At 46.6% G+C, this 17,821-nt stretch carries 16 protein-coding genes and 2 tRNA genes; 10 read left to right on the top strand and 8 right to left on the bottom strand.

Annotation, left to right across the window (positions count from 1 at the left end; translation table 11 throughout):
* Positions 1–64 precede the first annotated feature (64 nt).
* Complete coding sequence (locus F8C67_RS14100) at positions 65–679, bottom strand: deoxynucleoside kinase (RefSeq protein ID WP_151668507.1); 615 nt, start codon at positions 677–679, stop codon at positions 65–67.
* Positions 680–740: 61 nt separating this feature from the next.
* Positions 741–2,231, bottom strand: a complete 1,491-nt coding sequence (locus tag F8C67_RS14095; RefSeq protein ID WP_223277576.1) for a GH3 auxin-responsive promoter family protein — start codon at positions 2,229–2,231, stop codon at positions 741–743.
* A 108-nt stretch (positions 2,232–2,339) separates the two neighbouring features.
* On the opposite strand from F8C67_RS14095, the gene F8C67_RS14090 reads away from it, so the two are divergent.
* Positions 2,340–3,107, top strand: a complete 768-nt coding sequence (locus tag F8C67_RS14090) for a DUF2797 domain-containing protein (protein WP_223277575.1) — start codon at positions 2,340–2,342, stop codon at positions 3,105–3,107.
* Here the strand turns inward: F8C67_RS14090 and F8C67_RS14085 are convergent.
* Genes F8C67_RS14085 through sppA form a run of 3 tightly spaced genes read right to left on the bottom strand, consistent with a single transcriptional unit; the run spans position 3,104 to position 6,508 of the window.
* Positions 3,104–4,045, bottom strand: coding sequence for a hypothetical protein (locus tag F8C67_RS14085; RefSeq protein WP_151668504.1), 942 nt, complete (start codon positions 4,043–4,045; stop codon positions 3,104–3,106). The two genes, F8C67_RS14090 and F8C67_RS14085, sit on opposite strands and share 4 nt — an antisense overlap.
* Positions 4,042–4,752, bottom strand: coding sequence for a queuosine precursor transporter (locus tag F8C67_RS14080; RefSeq protein ID WP_151668503.1), 711 nt, complete (start codon positions 4,750–4,752; stop codon positions 4,042–4,044). Before F8C67_RS14080 ends, F8C67_RS14085 begins: the two co-directional genes overlap by 4 nt.
* A gap of 10 nt (positions 4,753–4,762) precedes the next feature.
* Positions 4,763–6,508: a signal peptide peptidase SppA gene (sppA, locus tag F8C67_RS14075; RefSeq protein ID WP_151668502.1), complete on the bottom strand. Its 1,746-nt coding sequence runs from the start codon at positions 6,506–6,508 to the stop codon at positions 4,763–4,765.
* Between the two features lie 40 nt (positions 6,509–6,548).
* Between sppA and folK the strand changes: the two genes are divergently transcribed.
* From folK to F8C67_RS14060, 3 genes are all read left to right on the top strand, one after another.
* Positions 6,549–7,049 (top strand): 2-amino-4-hydroxy-6-hydroxymethyldihydropteridine diphosphokinase, encoded by a 501-nt coding sequence (gene folK, locus F8C67_RS14070; protein WP_151668501.1) that lies wholly within the window; start codon positions 6,549–6,551, stop codon positions 7,047–7,049.
* Positions 7,046–7,681 carry a deoxynucleoside kinase gene (locus F8C67_RS14065; protein WP_151668500.1) on the top strand — a complete coding sequence of 212 codons (636 nt, stop codon included), beginning with the start codon at positions 7,046–7,048 and terminating at the stop codon, positions 7,679–7,681. The genes folK and F8C67_RS14065 overlap by 4 nt, the downstream gene beginning before the upstream one ends.
* 108 nt (positions 7,682–7,789) lie before the next feature.
* Positions 7,790–9,166 (top strand): OmpA family protein, encoded by a 1,377-nt coding sequence (locus F8C67_RS14060; protein ID WP_151668499.1) that lies wholly within the window; start codon positions 7,790–7,792, stop codon positions 9,164–9,166.
* Positions 9,167–9,807: 641 nt separating this feature from the next.
* On the opposite strand, the gene F8C67_RS14055 is transcribed toward F8C67_RS14060, so the two are convergent.
* The gene (locus F8C67_RS14055) at positions 9,808–10,347 is read right to left on the bottom strand and encodes an RNA methyltransferase (RefSeq protein ID WP_151668498.1); all 540 of its coding nucleotides are present in this window, start codon (positions 10,345–10,347) and stop codon (positions 9,808–9,810) included.
* Between the two features lie 82 nt (positions 10,348–10,429).
* Here F8C67_RS14055 and mutS point away from each other — a divergent pair, with 82 nt between their 5' ends.
* The 4 genes from mutS (at position 10,430) to F8C67_RS14035 (ending at position 13,980) form a co-directional block, all read left to right on the top strand.
* The gene (gene mutS, locus F8C67_RS14050; RefSeq protein ID WP_262714219.1) at positions 10,430–12,997 is read left to right on the top strand and encodes a DNA mismatch repair protein MutS; all 2,568 of its coding nucleotides are present in this window, start codon (positions 10,430–10,432) and stop codon (positions 12,995–12,997) included.
* 79 nt (positions 12,998–13,076) lie between these two features.
* Positions 13,077–13,149 (top strand) — tRNA-Gly (locus F8C67_RS14045).
* 68 nt (positions 13,150–13,217) lie between these two features.
* Positions 13,218–13,303: transfer RNA gene (locus F8C67_RS14040), tRNA-Leu, on the top strand.
* Positions 13,304–13,392: 89 nt separating this feature from the next.
* Entirely contained in the window at positions 13,393–13,980 is a 588-nt protein-coding gene (locus F8C67_RS14035) for a hypothetical protein (protein WP_151668496.1), read from the top strand.
* Here F8C67_RS14035 and F8C67_RS14030 read toward each other — a convergent pair.
* Together F8C67_RS14030 and F8C67_RS14025 are read right to left on the bottom strand one after the other, a co-directional pair.
* Positions 13,968–15,515, bottom strand: a complete 1,548-nt coding sequence (locus F8C67_RS14030; RefSeq protein WP_223277574.1) for a bifunctional GNAT family N-acetyltransferase/carbon-nitrogen hydrolase family protein — start codon at positions 15,513–15,515, stop codon at positions 13,968–13,970. The two genes, F8C67_RS14035 and F8C67_RS14030, sit on opposite strands and share 13 nt — an antisense overlap.
* On the bottom strand, positions 15,516–16,112 hold the full coding sequence (locus F8C67_RS14025) for an acyl carrier protein phosphodiesterase (protein ID WP_170266482.1): 597 nt from the start codon (positions 16,110–16,112) through the stop codon (positions 15,516–15,518).
* A 523-nt stretch (positions 16,113–16,635) separates the two neighbouring features.
* On the opposite strand from F8C67_RS14025, the gene F8C67_RS14020 reads away from it, so the two are divergent.
* Both F8C67_RS14020 and purS read left to right on the top strand, forming a co-directional pair.
* Positions 16,636–17,382: a CDP-alcohol phosphatidyltransferase family protein gene (locus F8C67_RS14020; RefSeq protein WP_170266481.1), complete on the top strand. Its 747-nt coding sequence runs from the start codon at positions 16,636–16,638 to the stop codon at positions 17,380–17,382.
* Complete coding sequence (gene purS / locus F8C67_RS14015; protein ID WP_151668493.1) at positions 17,366–17,617, top strand: phosphoribosylformylglycinamidine synthase subunit PurS; 252 nt, start codon at positions 17,366–17,368, stop codon at positions 17,615–17,617. Before F8C67_RS14020 ends, purS begins: the two co-directional genes overlap by 17 nt.
* The last annotated feature ends 204 nt before the right edge of the window (positions 17,618–17,821 follow it).

The raw sequence follows: 17,821 nt of genomic DNA, 5'->3' as shown, positions 1-17,821 counted from the left end.
ACATAAACAAAAACCCCGCAATTGCGGGGTTTTTTTATGCTTGACGGTTTCGATCGAGTTTGATTTAGAAGAGACCGTTTATTTCAGCGTCTATCTTATTGATGATCTCACCCAAGTCTTCAGGATTTTCAGGAAAACGGTTTCTATCAATATCAATGATCAAAAGCTTACCACGGTCGTAGTTCGATATCCACGCCTCGTAGCGCTCGTTTAGACGGTTTAGGTAGTCCAGGCGAATGTTATTCTCGTACTGTCTGCCACGCTTCTGTATTTGATCTACGAGCGTCGGGATTGAAGCCCTGAGGTAGATCATTAAGTCTGGCGGTTGAAGAAACGACTCCATTAAGTGGAAAAGCGACATGTAATTGTCGAAGTCACGAGAAGTCATCAAGCCCATCGCGTGAAGGTTCGGGGCAAAGATGTAGGCATCCTCATAAATCGTTCGATCTTGAATGACCTTTTTGTCTTCCTTACGAATATCAACTACTTGACGAAATCTCGAATTGAGAAAGTAAATCTGGAGGTTGAATGACCAACGCTGCATCTCGGAGTAGAAATCATCGAGATACGGGTTTTCTTCAACATCTTCGTAATGCGCTTCCCAATTATAGTGCTTGGCAAGCATACCGGTTAACGTGGTTTTTCCCGAACCGATATTGCCAGCGATTGCAATATGCATGCTTCTTATATTCTGCTAGTTAGAATCAACCCTCGAGGGCGAGCTAAGGTACTAAAATTGACTAAAGATGTGTGTCTCTTTGGAGCCTAAGAAGCTCTTCAATCAAGACTCGGTCGTTCGCCAAGCGCGGCACTTTATGTTGACCGCCAAGCTTGCCCTTTTGCTTGAGCCACTGGTGGAATAATTCGGGCTTTGCCTCGTGAACGATTGGGGCTTTAAGCGCCATATTCTTGTGACGCTTCGCCTCGTAGTCGGAATTGAGCTCACGTAAGCTGTCGTCAAGCACAGTCTCGAAGTCTTCGAGGTTAGATGGACGTTTGGAGAATTCCACAATCCATTCATGGGCTCCTGAATCCTGACCCTCCATATAGTACGGGGCAGCTGTATATTCCTTTACTTCTGCGCCAGTTCGCACACAGGCTTGCTTGATCGCTTTCTCGGCATTATCAATGATAAGCTCTTCGCCAAAGGCATTGATAAAGAGTTTTGTTCTCCCGGTTATCTCAATGCGATAAGGAGCCGTGCTCGTGAACTTAACGGTATCTCCAATGATGTATCGCCACAATCCAGCATTCGTGGTAATTACCATGGCGTAGTTGACGTCAGGCTGAACTTCGTGAAGTGGTATAGTTCGACTTTCAATGCCCTTGTATTCACTCATTGGAATGAACTCGTAGAAGATGCCATTGTCGAGCATAAGTAACATGCCCTGGCTTTCAACGGTATCCTGAATGGCGAAGAAACCCTCGCTGGCATTATAGGTTTCTAGGTATACGAAGTCATCTTTAGGTATCAACTCCTCAAATTGCTTCCGATACGGTGTGAAGCTTACGCCTCCATGCGCGTACAACTCGAGGTTTGGCCATACTTCAAGCAGGTTGTCAGCTCCCGTCTTTTCAAGCACACGTCTGCACAACACGAGCATCCAAGAAGGAACCCCAAATAAGCTGGTCACATTCTGCTTAATGGCTCGGTCGACGATCTTCTCAATTTTACTTTCCCATTCCTCCATCAATGCAATGGCCTGATTCGGAGTAGAGCGCATTTCAACCCAGAAAGGAAGGTTTTCTATCAATACGGCGGATAAATCGCCGTAGTAGGTTTCGTGATTCGACGAGTTTGGCGTGGTGCTGCCCCCTAGCTTTAATGAGTAGCCCGAGAACATGGTCGTTTCGTGTATCTCGTTGCAATAGAAGGCGAGTAAATCTCTTCCACCTTTGAAGTGGTTTTGCTCAATGGCTTCCAGACTTACGGGCAAAAACTTGCTCTTTGAACTCGTGGTTCCCGAGCTTTTCGCAAACCATTTGATTTCTGTTGGCCAAAGGATGTTTTGCTCGCCAAGTCGGATTCTATCGATATCGTCCTTTAAACTCTCATAGTTCTGCAAAGGCGCGGAGTTCTGAAAATCTGAAAAACTTGAAATCGACTTGAAGTTGTGGCGCTTACCCCACTCTGTATTGGCAGCTTTCTTGACCAATTTCAATAGAAGCTCTTCCTGAACCTGGTGTGGATTCAGCATGAAACGCTCGATTTTCCCGTATCGGCGCCTCATTTGCCATGCAATGAGCTTATTTACTGGGTCGATTGCCAATTGTTCTAGGTAACTTTGGTTCTGTAAATGTAAGTGAAATTTATGCGCTACTCCGGTCCTTTGGCAAAGATGAAGACGAATCTTCAAGATGAAGTGAAATACTACCTCGAAATTGGGGATGATTTCATCATGATGAATGATTTGATCGGTAAGGATTTGAAAATGACATATTTAAATCAAATCACCTGCTTCTGTGGTGATTTGGTTAGCGAGGTTTTCAGAATGAATTTTTGCCGAAAATGCTTCTTTGAAAAGCCCGAGGCGGGGGATGCCATCTTGAGACCTGAACTCAGCAAGGCCCACCTAGGCGAAGAAGATCGTGACTTGGAATGGGAAAAGAAGTACCAACTTCAGCCGCATTTGGTCTACTTGGCAAATTCTGCGGGCTTGAAGGTAGGAGTCACTCGAATTGGCCAACGTCCAACGCGATGGATCGACCAAGGAGCGAGGGAGGCTATTGTGCTGGCCGAAACGGAGAATCGATTTGAAGCAGGACAAATTGAAGTCGCGCTCAAAGCGCATATGTCTGACAAAACCCCTTGGCAAAGAATGGTGAAGGGAGAAGATGTTGAAATCGATCTGTTGACCGAGAAGAAACAGGCTGTGCAGTATGTGCCCGATGAGTACGCCAAGTTCATCTCAGAAAATGATGAAGTCACTCATATAGAATACCCTGTAACTGAATATCCTACAAAGGCAAAATCGGTTAACCTAGAAAAAAACGGAAGTGTTGAGGGTAAGTTGGTGGGGATTCGTGGACAGTATCTGCTCTTCAGTTCTGGGGCTGTAATGAATGTTAGATCGCACGAAGGAAGGCATGTCCTCTTGGAGTTTTAATCTCTTCTGCGCAGCCATAAAATGTACCCGATAATCGAAGGGATGCCTAGGTTGGTAACCCAAACTATCGTCGTACTGATGGCGAGCCATGCTAGACTGACGCCTTGTGGGGTCATAACCAGTTCTCCAATTCCTGTTTTAACCATGGGGTCAAATAAGCTCAAGCTTGGAATGAAGGAGGCCAGGGAGTAAATCGCGGAGCTGCGCCAAAAGGCTTCTTCAATACCCATAGACGAACCCAAGGCTATGAGTAGGGCAAGTTGACCTGTGTAGCTGGCAAACTTGACCATTGCAGGGAGTGTCGATTTCCAGAAGTTGGAGGATTTAAATTGCCATTCGCGATCTTCCTTTTCATCAAATGCCCACCGTCCTATCTTACTGTGATAGGTCTTGTTGAGGAGCTTCGGAATAAAAGCGTAGGAAAGAACGAGCCCCGCTAATGCGACGGAGCATATGGCTACAAGGGTATTGTTGGACGAACTCCATATCCATATTCCCGCGGCAAGCCCAGCTGCAGATTTTACGAACCATTTTGCGGCACGGTATGAAAAGGTCAGAAGTGCACTTTGACGTTTCTTACCCAATTCGGTAAAGTGCAGGGCTTTGATTCCGTACTCACCCACATTTGCAGGAGTCATGATGCCCACCGCGTGCGAGATCAGGTTGATTTCAAAGGCGGATTTGAAGGTGATATTCAACTGTGTTCGTACAACCATCCACCACAAGTACGTATCGGAGATCCAGTTTACAGCAAACAATAGGGTAAAAGCAATACCCGTAAACCATAGGCTCGAGTGTTCTTGAGCATTCCACTCGCTCACTAACAAGTCTAGATCAAACTCCTCCCACTTGCTGGCAAAGTAGGCGAGGAAGAGAAGTCCAAGACTGATTTTTACGACCAGCCAAAAACGTGAGTCGTTGAGAAGTTTGCGTATCAAAGGTGTATTTCTTGTCCGACTTTAAGCTTGAAAACCCGACGAATACCGTACATAATCAGATAAATGAATGCCGTATCAATAAGGGCAGCAGAGGCCTTAAACATCCAACCATCTCCTATGTATCCGACGATAGTTCCAACAGATTCTCTATCGTAGAAAATAATTCCAACTACCAAGGTTGTGTCTACAATTTGCGAAACTAGTGTGCTGGCATTATTTCTCAACCAAAGGTGCTTTCCTTTTGTCAGTCTTTTCCAAAAATGAAAAAGTCGCACATCTACCAATTGGGCGGTTAGATAAGCTGTCATGGAGGAGAGGATAACTCTGTCGCTGTTTTTGAAAACCTGGTTGTAGGCATCGTCGGTTACTGGTGATCCATCAATTGCTGGAAAGATATGTCCGAGCCACAAAATGAATAGAACGAATAGGCTTACAATGAATCCAGCGATGACCACATGGTTCGTTCTTTTACGTCCGTATACCTCAGAAAGTACATCGGTAATGAGGAAGGTGATGGGGTAGGGCAAAACACCTGCTGAAATGACCACAGTTTTGAAGCCGAGGTCGATTTCGATAAACTTATTCGCGATCAGATTGCACGTGATGAGTGATCCAACGAACACGGCGGCGAGGAAGATGTAAAGCAAAAAGGCGCTCTTTTGCGCCTTCTCACTTAGATCTGCATTTAATGCGTACGAATCCTTCACAAAAAAGATGTTAGAGGGGTTGTTCCATCGAATATTCGGTCATTCTTTTCTGGATGCCCATCATTGGTTCTATTTCTTTCCATTGCTGATATACCGGAGCGAGTGGTCCCAATTCAGCTTCTATGCTTGAGCGCTGCTGGGCAGACATCGATTGAAGGAGCTCGTTGAGCGGATCAGTAGATGGAGGGTATGACGAAATGCGAGGGGCGCCTTCGAGATTGGCCATTTCTTTGGCAATTCTAATGGCATCGATTAACCCTCCCTGAACATCAACCAATCCATTGTTGAGTGCTTGTGTGCCTGTCCAAACTCGTCCCCTAGCAATGGAATCGACATACGTTCTTTCGAGACCTCTTCCATTTGCAACCTGATCTTTGAAGTGACCGTAGAAATGGTCCACATTTTTTTGAAGTACTTCATATTCGGCCTCGGTAAGCGGTCTATCAAAAGTTCCGAAGTCGCCCATGGCGTTGGTGGCAACGGTTTCAAAATGTATTCCGAGCTTTTCGTTCATCAACTCTTCCGCGGTAGGATAAAGCATGAATACACCAATGCTACCGGTAATCGTTTGAGGCTGTGCGACGATGGTGTCGGCCGGAGCTGCGATTTGATATCCAGCAGAAGCGGCGACATTGCCCATGGATACTACAACGGGCATAACCTCGCGAACGAGTTGAACTTCTCGCCACATGGCGTCGCCAGCAAGCGATACTCCACCTGGTGAATTGATGCGAAGAACGAGTGCTTTGATCTTGTCATTCGTTCTAATGTCGCGAAGCGCTTCTACAATTGTTTCAGAACCCATGGTGCCATCAGAGCTTTTGCCAAGAGCGACGTCACCTTCCGCATAAAGAATTGCGATTCTATTTTGGAAATCACCTCGTACTGTAGATGGCTCACGGCTGTATCGTTTCACGGAAACCAGCGTAGAGTATTTGTACTCGCCAGAACGATAGTACTTGTCCATAACTTCATCTTCGTAGAGTAGTGCATCTACGAGTCCAGCTTCGAGTGCTTCTTCGGGACGAACAATCACGCCGTTGTCGGCAAGCGTATTTAGCGATTCGACTGTAACTCTTCCATCAGACGCAATATCTTCGAGTGAAGACATCCAAACACTATTTAGATAGGATGAAATTTGCTCGCGGTTGGCGTCGCTCATTTTTTCAGCAATGAGAGGTTCGCCAGCGCTTTTGTAGGCATTGTCGCTTCCACGAATCAAATTCATTTTGATGCCTAACTTGTCTAGGGCACCTTTGAGATATGGTCTAGAAGATGCTAAGCCGTTCCATTCCATTACACCTGTGGGAGAAAGCCAAAGTGAATCGGCAACACTTCCAACGTAATAACCAGGACGCGTCATGATGGAGGCATAGGCATTCACGTGCTTGCCAGAATCTTGAAAGACTTGAAGTGCTGTGCGGATTTCTCGGAGCTGTGGAGTGCCAGCAGAGAAGAGGTCGATATCCAAGAAGATGGATTCAATATTTTCATCGGCCGCGGCTTTATAAATATTGAAAACGATTTCTTCCATCGACATAGCTCCTTGTTCGCCGAGGATTTCATTTAGAGTTGGAAAGTTGTTTCTAGGAACATAGTCTTGCATCACACCTGAGAATTTGATGTGAAGGACACTGTCACTAGCAATGGGCTTATCTTTGGATCCTCCGGAAGCGAGCAGGACGATTAATCCTAGGAAGAATAAGGTCATGCCAGCTAGAAAGGAGGCGAGGTAGGTTCTAAAAAAAGCTTTCATTGATTTGATATTGAAGAATGCGGGAAATTAACAAAAGTTCATGACTGAGCGACGTCATTACGCACACACCTTACTTCTATTAGGCGGTAACGAAGGCGACGTTCGCTCAAACGGTGCGTTCATTGTAGCAGAGCTTTCAAAGTTCTACCACGTTGAACGAATGTCTGCATGGTATAGTTCACCCGCTTGGGGCTTTGAAGGTCCTGACTTCTTGAATGCCGTCGTTGAGCTATCGCAAGTGGGTGATGTTGAGCTCCTGCTTGAAAGATGCTTGGATTTAGAATTGCGATTGGGAAGGGAAAGAAGCGGTTCGGGTTACTCGAATCGGCCCATGGATGTAGACATACTATATGTTGAAGACTTGGTGATAAATTCAGAAAATCTCACGGTTCCTCATCCGAAGATTCCTGAGAGACGTTTTACTTTAGTTCCTTTGAATGAACACTGGTCGGAGAGGGTACACCCTGTGTTGGGTTTAACTCAAAAAGAGCTTTTGGACGAGTGTAAAGATGAATCGGTGGTAACCCGAGTGGACGAATGAAGAATAGGTTTATAGCCTTTGAGGGGAATATTGGAGCTGGAAAAACGACGTTGGTCAGGAATTTGGCCAGGCGATGGAATGCGAAGATGTTTTTGGAGCAGTTTGAAGATAATCCCTTCTTGCCATCGTTTTACGAGAACCCGGAGAAGTATGCTTTTCCGTTGGAAATGTCCTTTTTGGCAGAGCGATTTCAGCAGTTGAATCGGGAGGTAAGGCAGACGGAGTTGTTTAGTGAGCGAATCATTGCGGATTACGCGCCGTACAAATCGCTCATCTTTGCTGGCAAAACATTAGACCATGCGGAATATGGTGTTTACAAGAAGATGCATCAACTCTTGTTTCAGCAGGTGCCTTATCCAGATGTAGTTATTTACTTGCATATTCCGGTGGAGAGACTCCTCAAAAACATTGAAAAAAGAGGTCGATCTTACGAGCAGGACATCGACCCTGAGTACCTTGATTCTATTGAAAAAGGCTACTTCGATTTTTATAGGTCTCGCCCTGATTTGGTGACTTTAGTAGTTGAGCCTGCGGGGGATGACTATGCGAATGATGAAAAATTCATGGCCTTTGTTGACGAATTGTTAGAGTGGAACTGGTCTCCAGGTCGACACGTGGTGCAACAAGATTAACGCAGAGTTATTTTAGTGGCTTTTGCCATTCCCATCAATTATTTCCTATTTTTGCTCCAGTTTATAACATCAAACTCGACCGAAGAATTAATTGACTCTTCTTTTATTATGAGAAAGTTTTCCTTACTCCTCATCGCTTCGGGTGTATTCAGCCTAAGCAGTTTTGCGCAAGACGGTGAGTCTTACTCAGACAAGTATACAACGTGGTCCGCAGGGGTCGACGTTGGATTGAATCACTTCTATGGTGATCTCTATGGCTTTTACCCTGAAAGCAACATCGACGGCCGTAACCTCGGTTTCGGTGCCTCTCTCTACGCTACAAAGTGGTTCAGCCACCTTATTGGTGTTTCTGGAAACTTGGGCATTAATCAATTCCAAGGTAAGCGTGTAGATGCTTACTTCACTGCATTTGATATGAATGCTGGGGTTGACCTTCAAGTGAACGTTTCTTCATTGATCAATAAAGGATCATACAAGGAGAGCAAGTGGTCTTGGATTCCTTACGGTGGTGTAGGTCTTTCTAGCTCTATGCCGCGCATTTACGACGCGAACGATAACATCATCGTTGATCGTACAGAACGTCACAACGAAATCATCGTTCGTGGTGGTTTGCTCGTTAAGTACAAGTTGAACTCATCTTGGGATCTTGACATGCGTTACCTCGGAACTATGATGGTTCTCAGTGACTGGTCTGATAACGTAGAAAGCGGTACTGCTTTTGACGGAACAAACCACATCCGTATCGGTGTTACTTACAACTTCGGTGCATCTGATGACAAGCCTAGCATTGTTTACGCTCGTCCAATCAACGATCTTGCTGTTACAGTTCAAGAGCTTGACGACAAGGTAACTGCTATGACAACTGACTCTGACGGTGACGGTGTAGCTGACGCAATGGACAAAGACAACGAAACTCCAGAAGGATACGTTGTTGACGGTTCTGGTGTTGCTATGGACGTTGACCGCGACGGTGTAGCTGACGATATCGATCAGGATCCTTTCACTCCACGTGGTGCTCAAGTTGACGCTACAGGTCGTGAGATGGACGACGATGGCGACGGAGTGCCTAACAGCCGTGACCAAGAGCCTAACTCTAAGGAGGGTGCAATGGTTAACTTCCAAGGTCGTGAAATCAAGTCTGGAATGGGTGGCGATATGGCCAACGCATTCTTGCCTGATGTATTCTTCGGATTCAACAGCGCACGTGTAACTAGCGCTAACGAGCAGCGTCTACTTACAATCGCTAAGATCATGATGGCTAACGAGGACGTTAAGTTCGAAGTTATCGGTCATGCTGACCCTGTAGGTAGCGAGAAGTACAACCTCAACTTGTCTGAGCGTCGTGCTCAAGCAGCAGTTGACGTACTCGTTAACACTTACGGAATCTCTGCAGATCGCTTCACAGTGACTGGTAAAGGTGAAGGTGCTCAAGTTGGAAACAACAACAGCATCAACCGCCGCGTAGAGTTCCGCTTGATGGACTAATTCTCGGTTAGAATATATGAAGGCCCCGACGTCGAAAGATGTCGGGGCTTTTTTGTTGCCTCACCCGCCGGTGGTCGGGCAGGCTACAGAGAAACAGAGGTCACAGAGGGGACTCTCGCGGAGAAAATGAGGGAATATGCGTGATGGAGAGAGTTCGCGGAGGAACCTCACACAGAGAAACAGAGGTCACAGAGGGAGTTTCTCGCAGAGAAATGGAGGTTTTACGTGGTGGGTAGAGGGCGCGGAGGGCTAGTTACTCTTGCGGCCAAAGCGAATCTTTCAAGCCGTCGGTAGACGATCGACTTGCGACTGAAAGGAGCCTTTTCGCCGGAGGCGGACCTTTTTCGCCGGAGGCGAATCCTTTGCGACCCGCCGCAGGCGCGGAGCATCCTTTCTTTTACACCTCACACAGAGACACAGAGACACAGAGGGCACAGAGGGAGTCTCTCGCAGAGAATATGAGGGAATATACGTGATGGAGAGAGATCGCGGAGAGGTAGCTGTTCTTACGACCAACTGGAGTCTTTCAAGCCGCCGGTAGGCGATTGACTTGCGACTGAAAGGAGCCTTTCCGCCGGAGGCGGACTTTCTGCCGGTAGGCAGACCTTTTCGCCGGAGGCGAATCCTTTGCGAAGCATCTCCTAAATCCCCCCTTTCAATCGCTTAAACAACTCCCACATCACAATGCCGGCCGAAATACTCACATTCAAGCTGTGCTTTGTGCCGAGCTGAGGAATTTCAATACATCCATCGCAAGCTTCTAAGACTTCCTGGTCAACGCCCGTAACTTCATGCCCCATCACTACCGCAATTCCGGTTACATTTTCTGGAAGTACGAGTTCATCGAGCCAAACTCTTGAAGTAGTTTGCTCGACCGCATAGGTATGGTATCCCGCGCTCTTGAGTTCATTAATGGAATCCGTGGTTGAGGAGTATTCCTTCCAAGGCACAGATTCGGTTGCGCCCAAGGCCGTTTTATCAATCTCAGGATGCGGTGGCGTAGCGGTTATTCCGCATAGGTGAATCGACTCCAAGCGAAACGCATCTGCCGTGCGGAATATGGATCCTACGTTGTGCAAACTTCTTATTCGATCGAGGACAATTACCACCGGAATCTTCTTGGATTGACGAAATGTTTCGACATCCATTCGATTGAGCTCCGACATTCTAAGCTTACGCATGGCCTTTTGTTATATTCGCAGGAAAGCAAAGGTAACTCAAATCCCATCGGTCTTGGCAGGTAAAAAATCCGAGACGCCGCTCATGCGGCAGTACAACGAGATTAAATCAAAACACCCCGACGCACTTCTGTTGTTTCGTGTAGGTGATTTTTACGAGACGTTCGGTCAAGATGCGGTCAAGACCTCCAAAACGTTGGATATCGTCTTAACCAAACGTGCCAACGGCTCTGCATCCGAAATTGAGCTCGCAGGTTTCCCTCACCATGCGTTGGATACCTACCTGCCGAAACTTGTAAAGGCTGGACATCGAGTTGCGATTTGCGATCAATTGGAGGACCCAAAAGCGACTAAAACTATCGTCAAGCGCGGGGTGACCGAACTGGTTACACCAGGCGTTACGCTCAACGATCAAATCCTCAAGAGCGGATCGAACAATTACCTCGCCGCAGTACACATGGGCAAGGATATTCACGGAGTTGCCTTTGCCGATGTGAGCACGGGAGACTTCGTTGTTGCCGAAGGTAGACCAGAGTATATTCAGAAACTCATCCAGAGTTTTGGCCCAAGTGAGGTGCTTTACAATCGACAAAAGCGAAATAATTTTTTCGAAGTGTACGGCGAACGCTTGTACAGTTATGCCTTAGAGGATTGGGTGTTTCAATCTACCACAGCAAAAGAATCGCTTACACGCCATTTTAATACCGTCAACCTCAAAGGTTTTGGTATTGAAGATCTGGAAGATGCCACTATCGCCGCAGGTGCAATCCTGCACTACTTGCGTGAAACTGAGCATCACCGCCTAGAGCACATCACCGCTGTAAGTCGTTTGGCGGAAGATCACCATGTATGGATGGATCGCTTCACCATTCGCAACCTAGAGCTGTTTCACAGTAACAGTCCAGACGGTGTTGCATTAATTGATATTATCGATCGAACGGTTTCTCCGATGGGTGCTCGTCTCCTTAAACGATGGCTGGCGCTTCCTCTAAAAACCATAGATGAAATACAGCGCCGCCACACGGCCGTTGCACACTTTGTTGAGAACCCCCATTGGAGCGAGGAGATTCGAGATGTGCTCGTAAAAGTGCATGACCTCGAGCGTTTAGTGTCCAAATTGAGTACGGGTAGAATACTTCCACGCGAGTTAAATCAACTGAAATTTGGGCTTCAGGCTATTGGCGAGATACATGAAACACTTTCGCAAGAGAATGCCGAGGCACTTCATCATCTGCAGTCGCAACTCACCCCAATTCCCGAGTTGTTGGCAAGAATCGCAGAGACGATAGAAGACGAGCCTTCGGTGCACGTTCAAAAAGGTGGAGTGATTCGAACCGGCGTTCACGAAGAGTTGGATGAACTCCGTTCACTCATGAAAAGTGGTCGAGATCATCTGGAATTGATCCAAAAGCGCGAATGTGAACGCACTGGAATTCCGACCTTAAAGATTGCCTTCAACAACGTTTTTGGATACTATTTGGAGGTGCGAAACACACATAAAGACAAGGTGCCGCCTGAGTGGGTGAGAAAACAAACACTCGTTTCAGCGGAGCGATATATTACCGATGAGCTTAAGGAGTATGAGTCCAAGATTCTTGGAGCCGAAGAGCGAAGCTTGGCGCTTGAAGGCCAACTCTATGAGGAGCTTGTGAGGGAATGTGCAAAATATCTTTCCACGCTCAAGAAAAATGCCCGAGTACTAGCTGAGCTTGATGTGCTCCTGGGCTTTTCGTCTTTGGCATTAAAAGAGAATTACGCTCGACCTGAGATTGTCGAAGGCGATACTATTGATATCGTAGATGGTCGTCACCCTGTGATTGAAAAAAGATTGCATGCGGGAGAGCAGTACGTGGCCAACAATGTTATGCTCAACCGTGAAGACCAGCAAATTATCATGATCACTGGTCCTAACATGTCTGGTAAGTCTGCTCTTTTGCGTCAAACCGCGCTTATTAGTCTACTCGCGCAGATGGGGTCTTTTGTTCCTGCTAAGGAGGCTAGGCTTGGTCTGCTAGACAAGATTTTCGTTCGCGTGGGTGCGAGTGACAATATCTCTCAAGGGGAGTCTACGTTTATGGTGGAGATGACCGAAACGGCAAGCATTCTCAACAACCTTTCGGAAAACAGTCTTATTCTTCTGGACGAAATTGGTCGAGGGACCAGCACGTATGACGGGATTTCAATCGCCTGGGCCATTGCGGAATATCTTCATGAGCATCCAACAAAGGCGAAAACCTTGTTTGCAACGCATTATCATGAGTTAAATGAAATGGCCAATCTGTTTCCTCGTATTGCGAACTTCAACGTTTCGGTGAAGGAATTGGACAAAGAAGTCATCTTTTTGAGAAAACTTGTGCCGGGTGGGAGTGCGCACAGCTTTGGTATTCACGTTGCAGGAATGGCGGGCATGCCTAAGTATGTGGTCCACAAGGCGGAGAAAATGCTGGCTGATTTGGAAAGCACGCGTGAAAAGAGCGGTAAGGCGGACCCATCAAAGCCAAGTGGAGAGATGCAAATGAGTTTCTTTCAGTTGGATGATCCATTGTTGGAGGAATTGCGTGATGACATCAAACGTGTTGAAATTGATACGCTTACGCCTGTAGAGGCCTTGATGATTCTGAATGAGATGAAGAAGAAATTGGGCGAGGCTTAATTTTTTTAGTGGTGTCACTTGACAGAAATCAATTTTGCCTTACATTTGCCATCCCGTTAGGCCAATGGCCACGGAAAACGCGAAAGTAGCTCAGTTGGTAGAGCACAACCTTGCCAAGGTTGGGGTCGCGGGTTCGAATCCCGTCTTTCGCTCTAAGTCCCGCAACAGCGGGATTTTTTTTTGCCAGAGAACACAGCTATGTGTTACCTTTGAGCGCCCCGCCCTGGTGGTGGAATTGGTAGACACGAGGGACTTAAAATCCCTTGAGCCGAAATGCTCGTGCGGGTTCGAGTCCCGCCTGGGGCACAAAAATCCTGACAATCTTGTCGGGATTTTTTATTTCTGACAAGCCCATGTATGCACAATAATTCAGCATTGTTTCCGTACTTCGTTTCATGAACGCACGATTTCATTTCTCGGGACTTCTACTTTTCGGACTTCTACTTTCATTTTCATCTCTTGCTCAAGATGAAGAGAAGCGTGTCCACGAAATCAGGATTGGCGCTGGTCATAGTTCTTATCAAGAGATTCCCGTAGCGTTTGAGAGTCCGGGTGGCGAGCAGTTCATCATTGCCAACAGGAACAGCTCACTAGTTTACTATGCCAACTGGAGCACTGGACCTCAGTATTCTGGATTTCGGGTGGGTTTTGACTTTGGATATGAACGAAGTGACGGCGACGTGAGTCAATCGGACGATGTTGTTGGTGCCTACTATATTCACCATGCCACCCTTATGGGGTTATTTGGATGGGACTATTACTCCAGTGGCAAATGGCGATTAGGCGGGAATTTGTTGATTGGTGGAGGAGTAGATATCGGCAGATTCAACCCTAGCCTCAACGAACTTGATTACACGCAGTACGACTATCACTACCAGTTAGATCCGGTTGTTATTGGGTATGGCGGAGACTTTGGCATTGAGGTTATGGCCGGTTACGGGGCCCGCGGCTATGTGAGAGCGAATCTCTACTACCGTTTCTGACCCTTCCATTTGATATCGTACAAATCCGTTCTACGGTCTGTAATTGTGCGAACACTTCCGTGAACATGTAACTCTTTGAGTAGATCCAAATCTAGGTCTACAATCAAAGTCATTTCTGTATTTGGCGTCGCCTCTGCTTTAATTTGATTGTTTGGGAAGGCAAAATCAGATGGCGTGAAAACTGCCGATTGCGCATATTGGATATCCATGTTATTCACCCTCGGTAAGTTGCCTACGGAACCGGCAATAGCTACGTAGCATTCGTTTTCTACCGCACGTGCCATAGCGCAAGATCGAACGCGCATGTAACCGTTTTGCGTATCGGTTAGGAAGGGCACAAATAGGATTTGCATCTCCTGTTCTCGCAGAAGTCGAGGTAACTCGGGAAACTCAACATCGTAGCAAACCAGAATACCAACTTTGCCGGCATCTGTGTCGAAAACGCGAATCATATCACCACCTTTCATTCCCCATGCGCTTACTTCAGCTGGGGTGATGTGGATTTTGTCGTAGGCGTCGATGTTTCCATTGCGGTGACAGAGGTAGGAGGTATTCTTGAGATGACCTTCTTCATCCACGCGTGGCATCGATCCACAAATGATATTCACATTGTAGCTCACCGCGAAATCACGAAAAACATCTACCAACTTATCGGTGTATTGCGCCATTTCACGGATGGCTTCATGCTCACCCAAGTGATTGAACTCCTCCATGAGCGGTGCATTGAAGAGTTCGGGGAAAAGAGCAAAATCGGAACCGTATCCGCTAATGGAATCCACAAAGAATTCAATTTGTGAAACGAGTGATTCGAACGTGGGGAAGAGGCGCATCTGCCATTGCACCAAGCCGGCTCTTACGGTCTGCTTAGGTGCATTGATTAACTTCTCCTCAGGTTGATAGTAGATGTTTATCCACTCGAGTAGCGTCGCATAATCCTTGGACTCGGCATCACCGGGTAGGTAATTGGTGAGTACTTTTCGGACGTGAAAATCATTGCTGAGCTGAAAGGAGAGAGTGGGGTCGTGAATTTCCTGATGCTTGACTTTGTCGATGTACTCCTTTGGAGTCAATTCCTTAGCAAATTCAGCATAATTAGGAATCCTACCGCCGGCCATGATGGCACGTAGATTCAAGTTCTCGCAAATCTCCTTACGTGCGTCGTAAAGGCGTCGTGCGAGTCTTAATCCTCGGTATTCGGGATGCACAAAAATGTCGATGCCATAGAGGGTGTCTCCTTTTGAATCGTGTGTGCTAAAGGTTTCGCCTCCGGTAATTTGATCGTAGGTATGATTGTCTCCGAATTTGGAGTACTTCACGATTAGGGACAGGGCGGCGCCCACTAATTGCTGGTTGACATAGACACCGATTTGGCCGTCTGGAAAGGTGTTGAGGAGGTCTTTGATGTGCTTCTTGGTCCAATAGGCGTCATCCAGTTCTGAATACGACGCCAGCATGGCACTTTTCAGATCGTCATAATCTGAGGGTTCGAGATGTCGAACTTCAACATGCATTTCATTCTGGCGGTCTGTACTCATTTACTCCTCTTCTTTTAGTTGCTCAAGTTTTGCTTTGCTGAACAGGATTAGCTCGGGGAAAAACACTCTGAATTCAGCTTCAAATTCCGAATCGAATGTACGCAGATCTTGCACAGCTTCTTCCATTTTAGATTGAAATGAGGCGCGTCGACTCATGCCGTTTAAAACACGCTGCATGCCTTCTAAATACTGGTAGTTTGTGAGCCAATCGTATTCAATCATATAAGGCAACATGTGCTGAACTTGTTCAGGCAGCTCGCTGTGACGATTATTGAACATCTCGTAATGTCGGTGTGCAAAATGAGCCACGTCTTCTTCGTGCCATTCGCTCCAGGTCCGACTGAGGTAATGGTCGTAAAAAATGTCTACCAGCACCGCTGAGTAATGGCGATACTTATCCCACAACTTGGCTTTGCTTTGCGCTACGACCGGATGATGATCGGTGAAATAATCGATTTCGCGATGCAGGGCAATACCGGTTTTAATGCGCGCTGAGTGCTGTGGCAGGCCTTCACCTTTAACGGAATCGGCAACAAAATTGCCAATGGCAACGTCTTCGTCGTCGAATGAAAGAAAAAGGTGGGCGAGGAAATTCATAGTTGGAAGATAGGAAAAGGATTGCTTCGCTGTCTTTGGGGTGATGAGTCTCTCGCAGAGAGAGAGAGGTTGTGCTTGTTGGGCAGAGTTCGCAGGGGATGTGCGTGGTGTGTTTCGCTTACTTATTGGCCTCACACGGAGACACAGGGGACACAGAGAATTTGTTTGAATCTCTCGCAGAGAAAGAGAGGCTGTGCTTGGTGGGCAGAGTTCGCGGGGATGTGTGTGGTGTAGTTCTGCTGCCAATAGTCGAGCAACCTGCATAATCGCCACATAATATTAATGACTGATGTCGATTTCAGCAAGCCGTTGCTTTTAACTCACAGGTGGACGGAGAAATTTGACAATAGGCACGTTGCTTTAGCTCGTGCCGGGCATGCAATTAGATGAGTTAAGGTCTCACCCCGCCGTATCGAGCAGGCTACAGAGACCCAGGGGACACAGAGAATTTGTTAGAATCTCTCTTTCTCTGCGAGAAAATCATTGCGCACTTCATTGTGAGGTTATCCCCTATCTTAGCCTCATGAAGAAACACATTCCAAATCTTTTCACTTTAGGCAACATGCTCTGCGGTATGTTAGCAATTTTGTCTTTCGTAGAAGGGGCTTATTTGTTGGGAATTATTTTAGTAGGTCTCGCGGCATTCTTAGATTTTTTTGATGGATTCGTGGCTCGTTTGTTAGGAGTGAGTGGTGATTTAGGGAAACAACTAGATTCTCTTGCTGATGTTGTGAGCTTTGGAGTTGCACCGGCAATTGCTCTTATGCTTACCATTCAACTAAACCCTTTTGAATGCGGGTCTAAAAGTGCTTCTGAGCCACTTTGGTGCTATTCAGGTCCAGCAATTTGGACATATATCCCTTTGCTTATCGGGTTGTTTTCGGCCTATCGATTGGCTAAGTTCAATGTGGATACACGGCAGTCCGATAGATTTATCGGTCTCCCGACTCCTGCTAATTCTATTCTGATCTTATCAGTGGTATACACTCTAGAAGAAGGATTGTTGGATTTCGGTTTTAATACCATTTTCATTGGGGTATGTGTGTTGACAGTCATTTCCTGTTTCCTATTAGTTTCTGAGATTCCCTTGCTGGCTCTTAAATTCAAGAACTTTAAATGGAAGGGAAACCAAGCTAGATATCTGTTAATTCTTGGATCGATTATAATATTCGCGCTGTCTGGTATTCCAGGTCTCGCAATAGTTGTACTTTTGTACCTTCTTATTTCAATTATTGACAATAGAATTCATCGCCATGAAGTTTCGCGCTGAAATTGACGTAATGCCACATCCGGCTTTGTTGGACCCACAGGGTAAAACAGTTACTCACAGTTTGAAGAACATCGACCTTGCTTCGATTGATAACGTTCGCATCGGTAAGCACATCACGCTTGAAGTAGAAGCCGACAACGAAGATTCAGCCAAAGAAATGGTGGATACAGCATGCAAGAAGTTGCTCGCCAATCCGATCATGGAAGGCTACACGTTTGAGCTTTCTCAAGCGTAAGCTGAAGAACATACAGATATATGAAGAGCCATCCTGTAAGGGGTGGCTTTTTTTGATGCCTTACACAGAGACTCCCTCTGTGCCCTCTGTGTGAGGTGTAAAAGAAAGGATGCTCCGCGCCTGCGGCGGGTCGCAAAGGATTCGCCTCCGGCGAAAAAGGTCCGCCTCCGGCGAAAAGGCTCCTTTCAGTCGCAAGTCAATCGC

Source organism: Phaeocystidibacter luteus (genome assembly GCF_008933115.1).
Lineage (GTDB): Bacteria > Bacteroidota > Bacteroidia > Flavobacteriales > Schleiferiaceae > Phaeocystidibacter > Phaeocystidibacter luteus.
Note: the sequence above shows the minus strand (reverse complement) of the source record. Positions and strands in the feature narration are given on the sequence as shown.

What these genes read in the sequence shown, in the direction of transcription:
- folK (WP_151668501.1), top strand. Translation starts at nt 6,549, where the DNA reads ATGACTGAGCGACGTCATTACGCACACACCTTACTTCTATTAGGCGGT.
- F8C67_RS14055 (WP_151668498.1), bottom strand. Translation starts at nt 10,347, where the DNA reads ATGCGTAAGCTTAGAATGTCGGAGCTCAATCGAATGGATGTCGAAACA.
- F8C67_RS14020 (WP_170266481.1), top strand. Translation starts at nt 16,636, where the DNA reads ATGAAGAAACACATTCCAAATCTTTTCACTTTAGGCAACATGCTCTGC.
- F8C67_RS14100 (WP_151668507.1), bottom strand. Translation starts at nt 679, where the DNA reads ATGCATATTGCAATCGCTGGCAATATCGGTTCGGGAAAAACCACGTTA.
- F8C67_RS14025 (WP_170266482.1), bottom strand. Translation starts at nt 16,112, where the DNA reads ATGAATTTCCTCGCCCACCTTTTTCTTTCATTCGACGACGAAGACGTT.
- F8C67_RS14060 (WP_151668499.1), top strand. Translation starts at nt 7,790, where the DNA reads ATGAGAAAGTTTTCCTTACTCCTCATCGCTTCGGGTGTATTCAGCCTA.
- F8C67_RS14065 (WP_151668500.1), top strand. Translation starts at nt 7,046, where the DNA reads ATGAAGAATAGGTTTATAGCCTTTGAGGGGAATATTGGAGCTGGAAAA.
- mutS (WP_262714219.1), top strand. Translation starts at nt 10,430, where the DNA reads ATGCGGCAGTACAACGAGATTAAATCAAAACACCCCGACGCACTTCTG.
- F8C67_RS14035 (WP_151668496.1), top strand. Translation starts at nt 13,393, where the DNA reads ATGAACGCACGATTTCATTTCTCGGGACTTCTACTTTTCGGACTTCTA.
- F8C67_RS14095 (WP_223277576.1), bottom strand. Translation starts at nt 2,231, where the DNA reads ATGAGGCGCCGATACGGGAAAATCGAGCGTTTCATGCTGAATCCACAC.
- F8C67_RS14090 (WP_223277575.1), top strand. Translation starts at nt 2,340, where the DNA reads ATGAAGACGAATCTTCAAGATGAAGTGAAATACTACCTCGAAATTGGG.
- F8C67_RS14030 (WP_223277574.1), bottom strand. Translation starts at nt 15,515, where the DNA reads ATGAGTACAGACCGCCAGAATGAAATGCATGTTGAAGTTCGACATCTC.
- sppA (WP_151668502.1), bottom strand. Translation starts at nt 6,508, where the DNA reads ATGAAAGCTTTTTTTAGAACCTACCTCGCCTCCTTTCTAGCTGGCATG.
- purS (WP_151668493.1), top strand. Translation starts at nt 17,366, where the DNA reads ATGAAGTTTCGCGCTGAAATTGACGTAATGCCACATCCGGCTTTGTTG.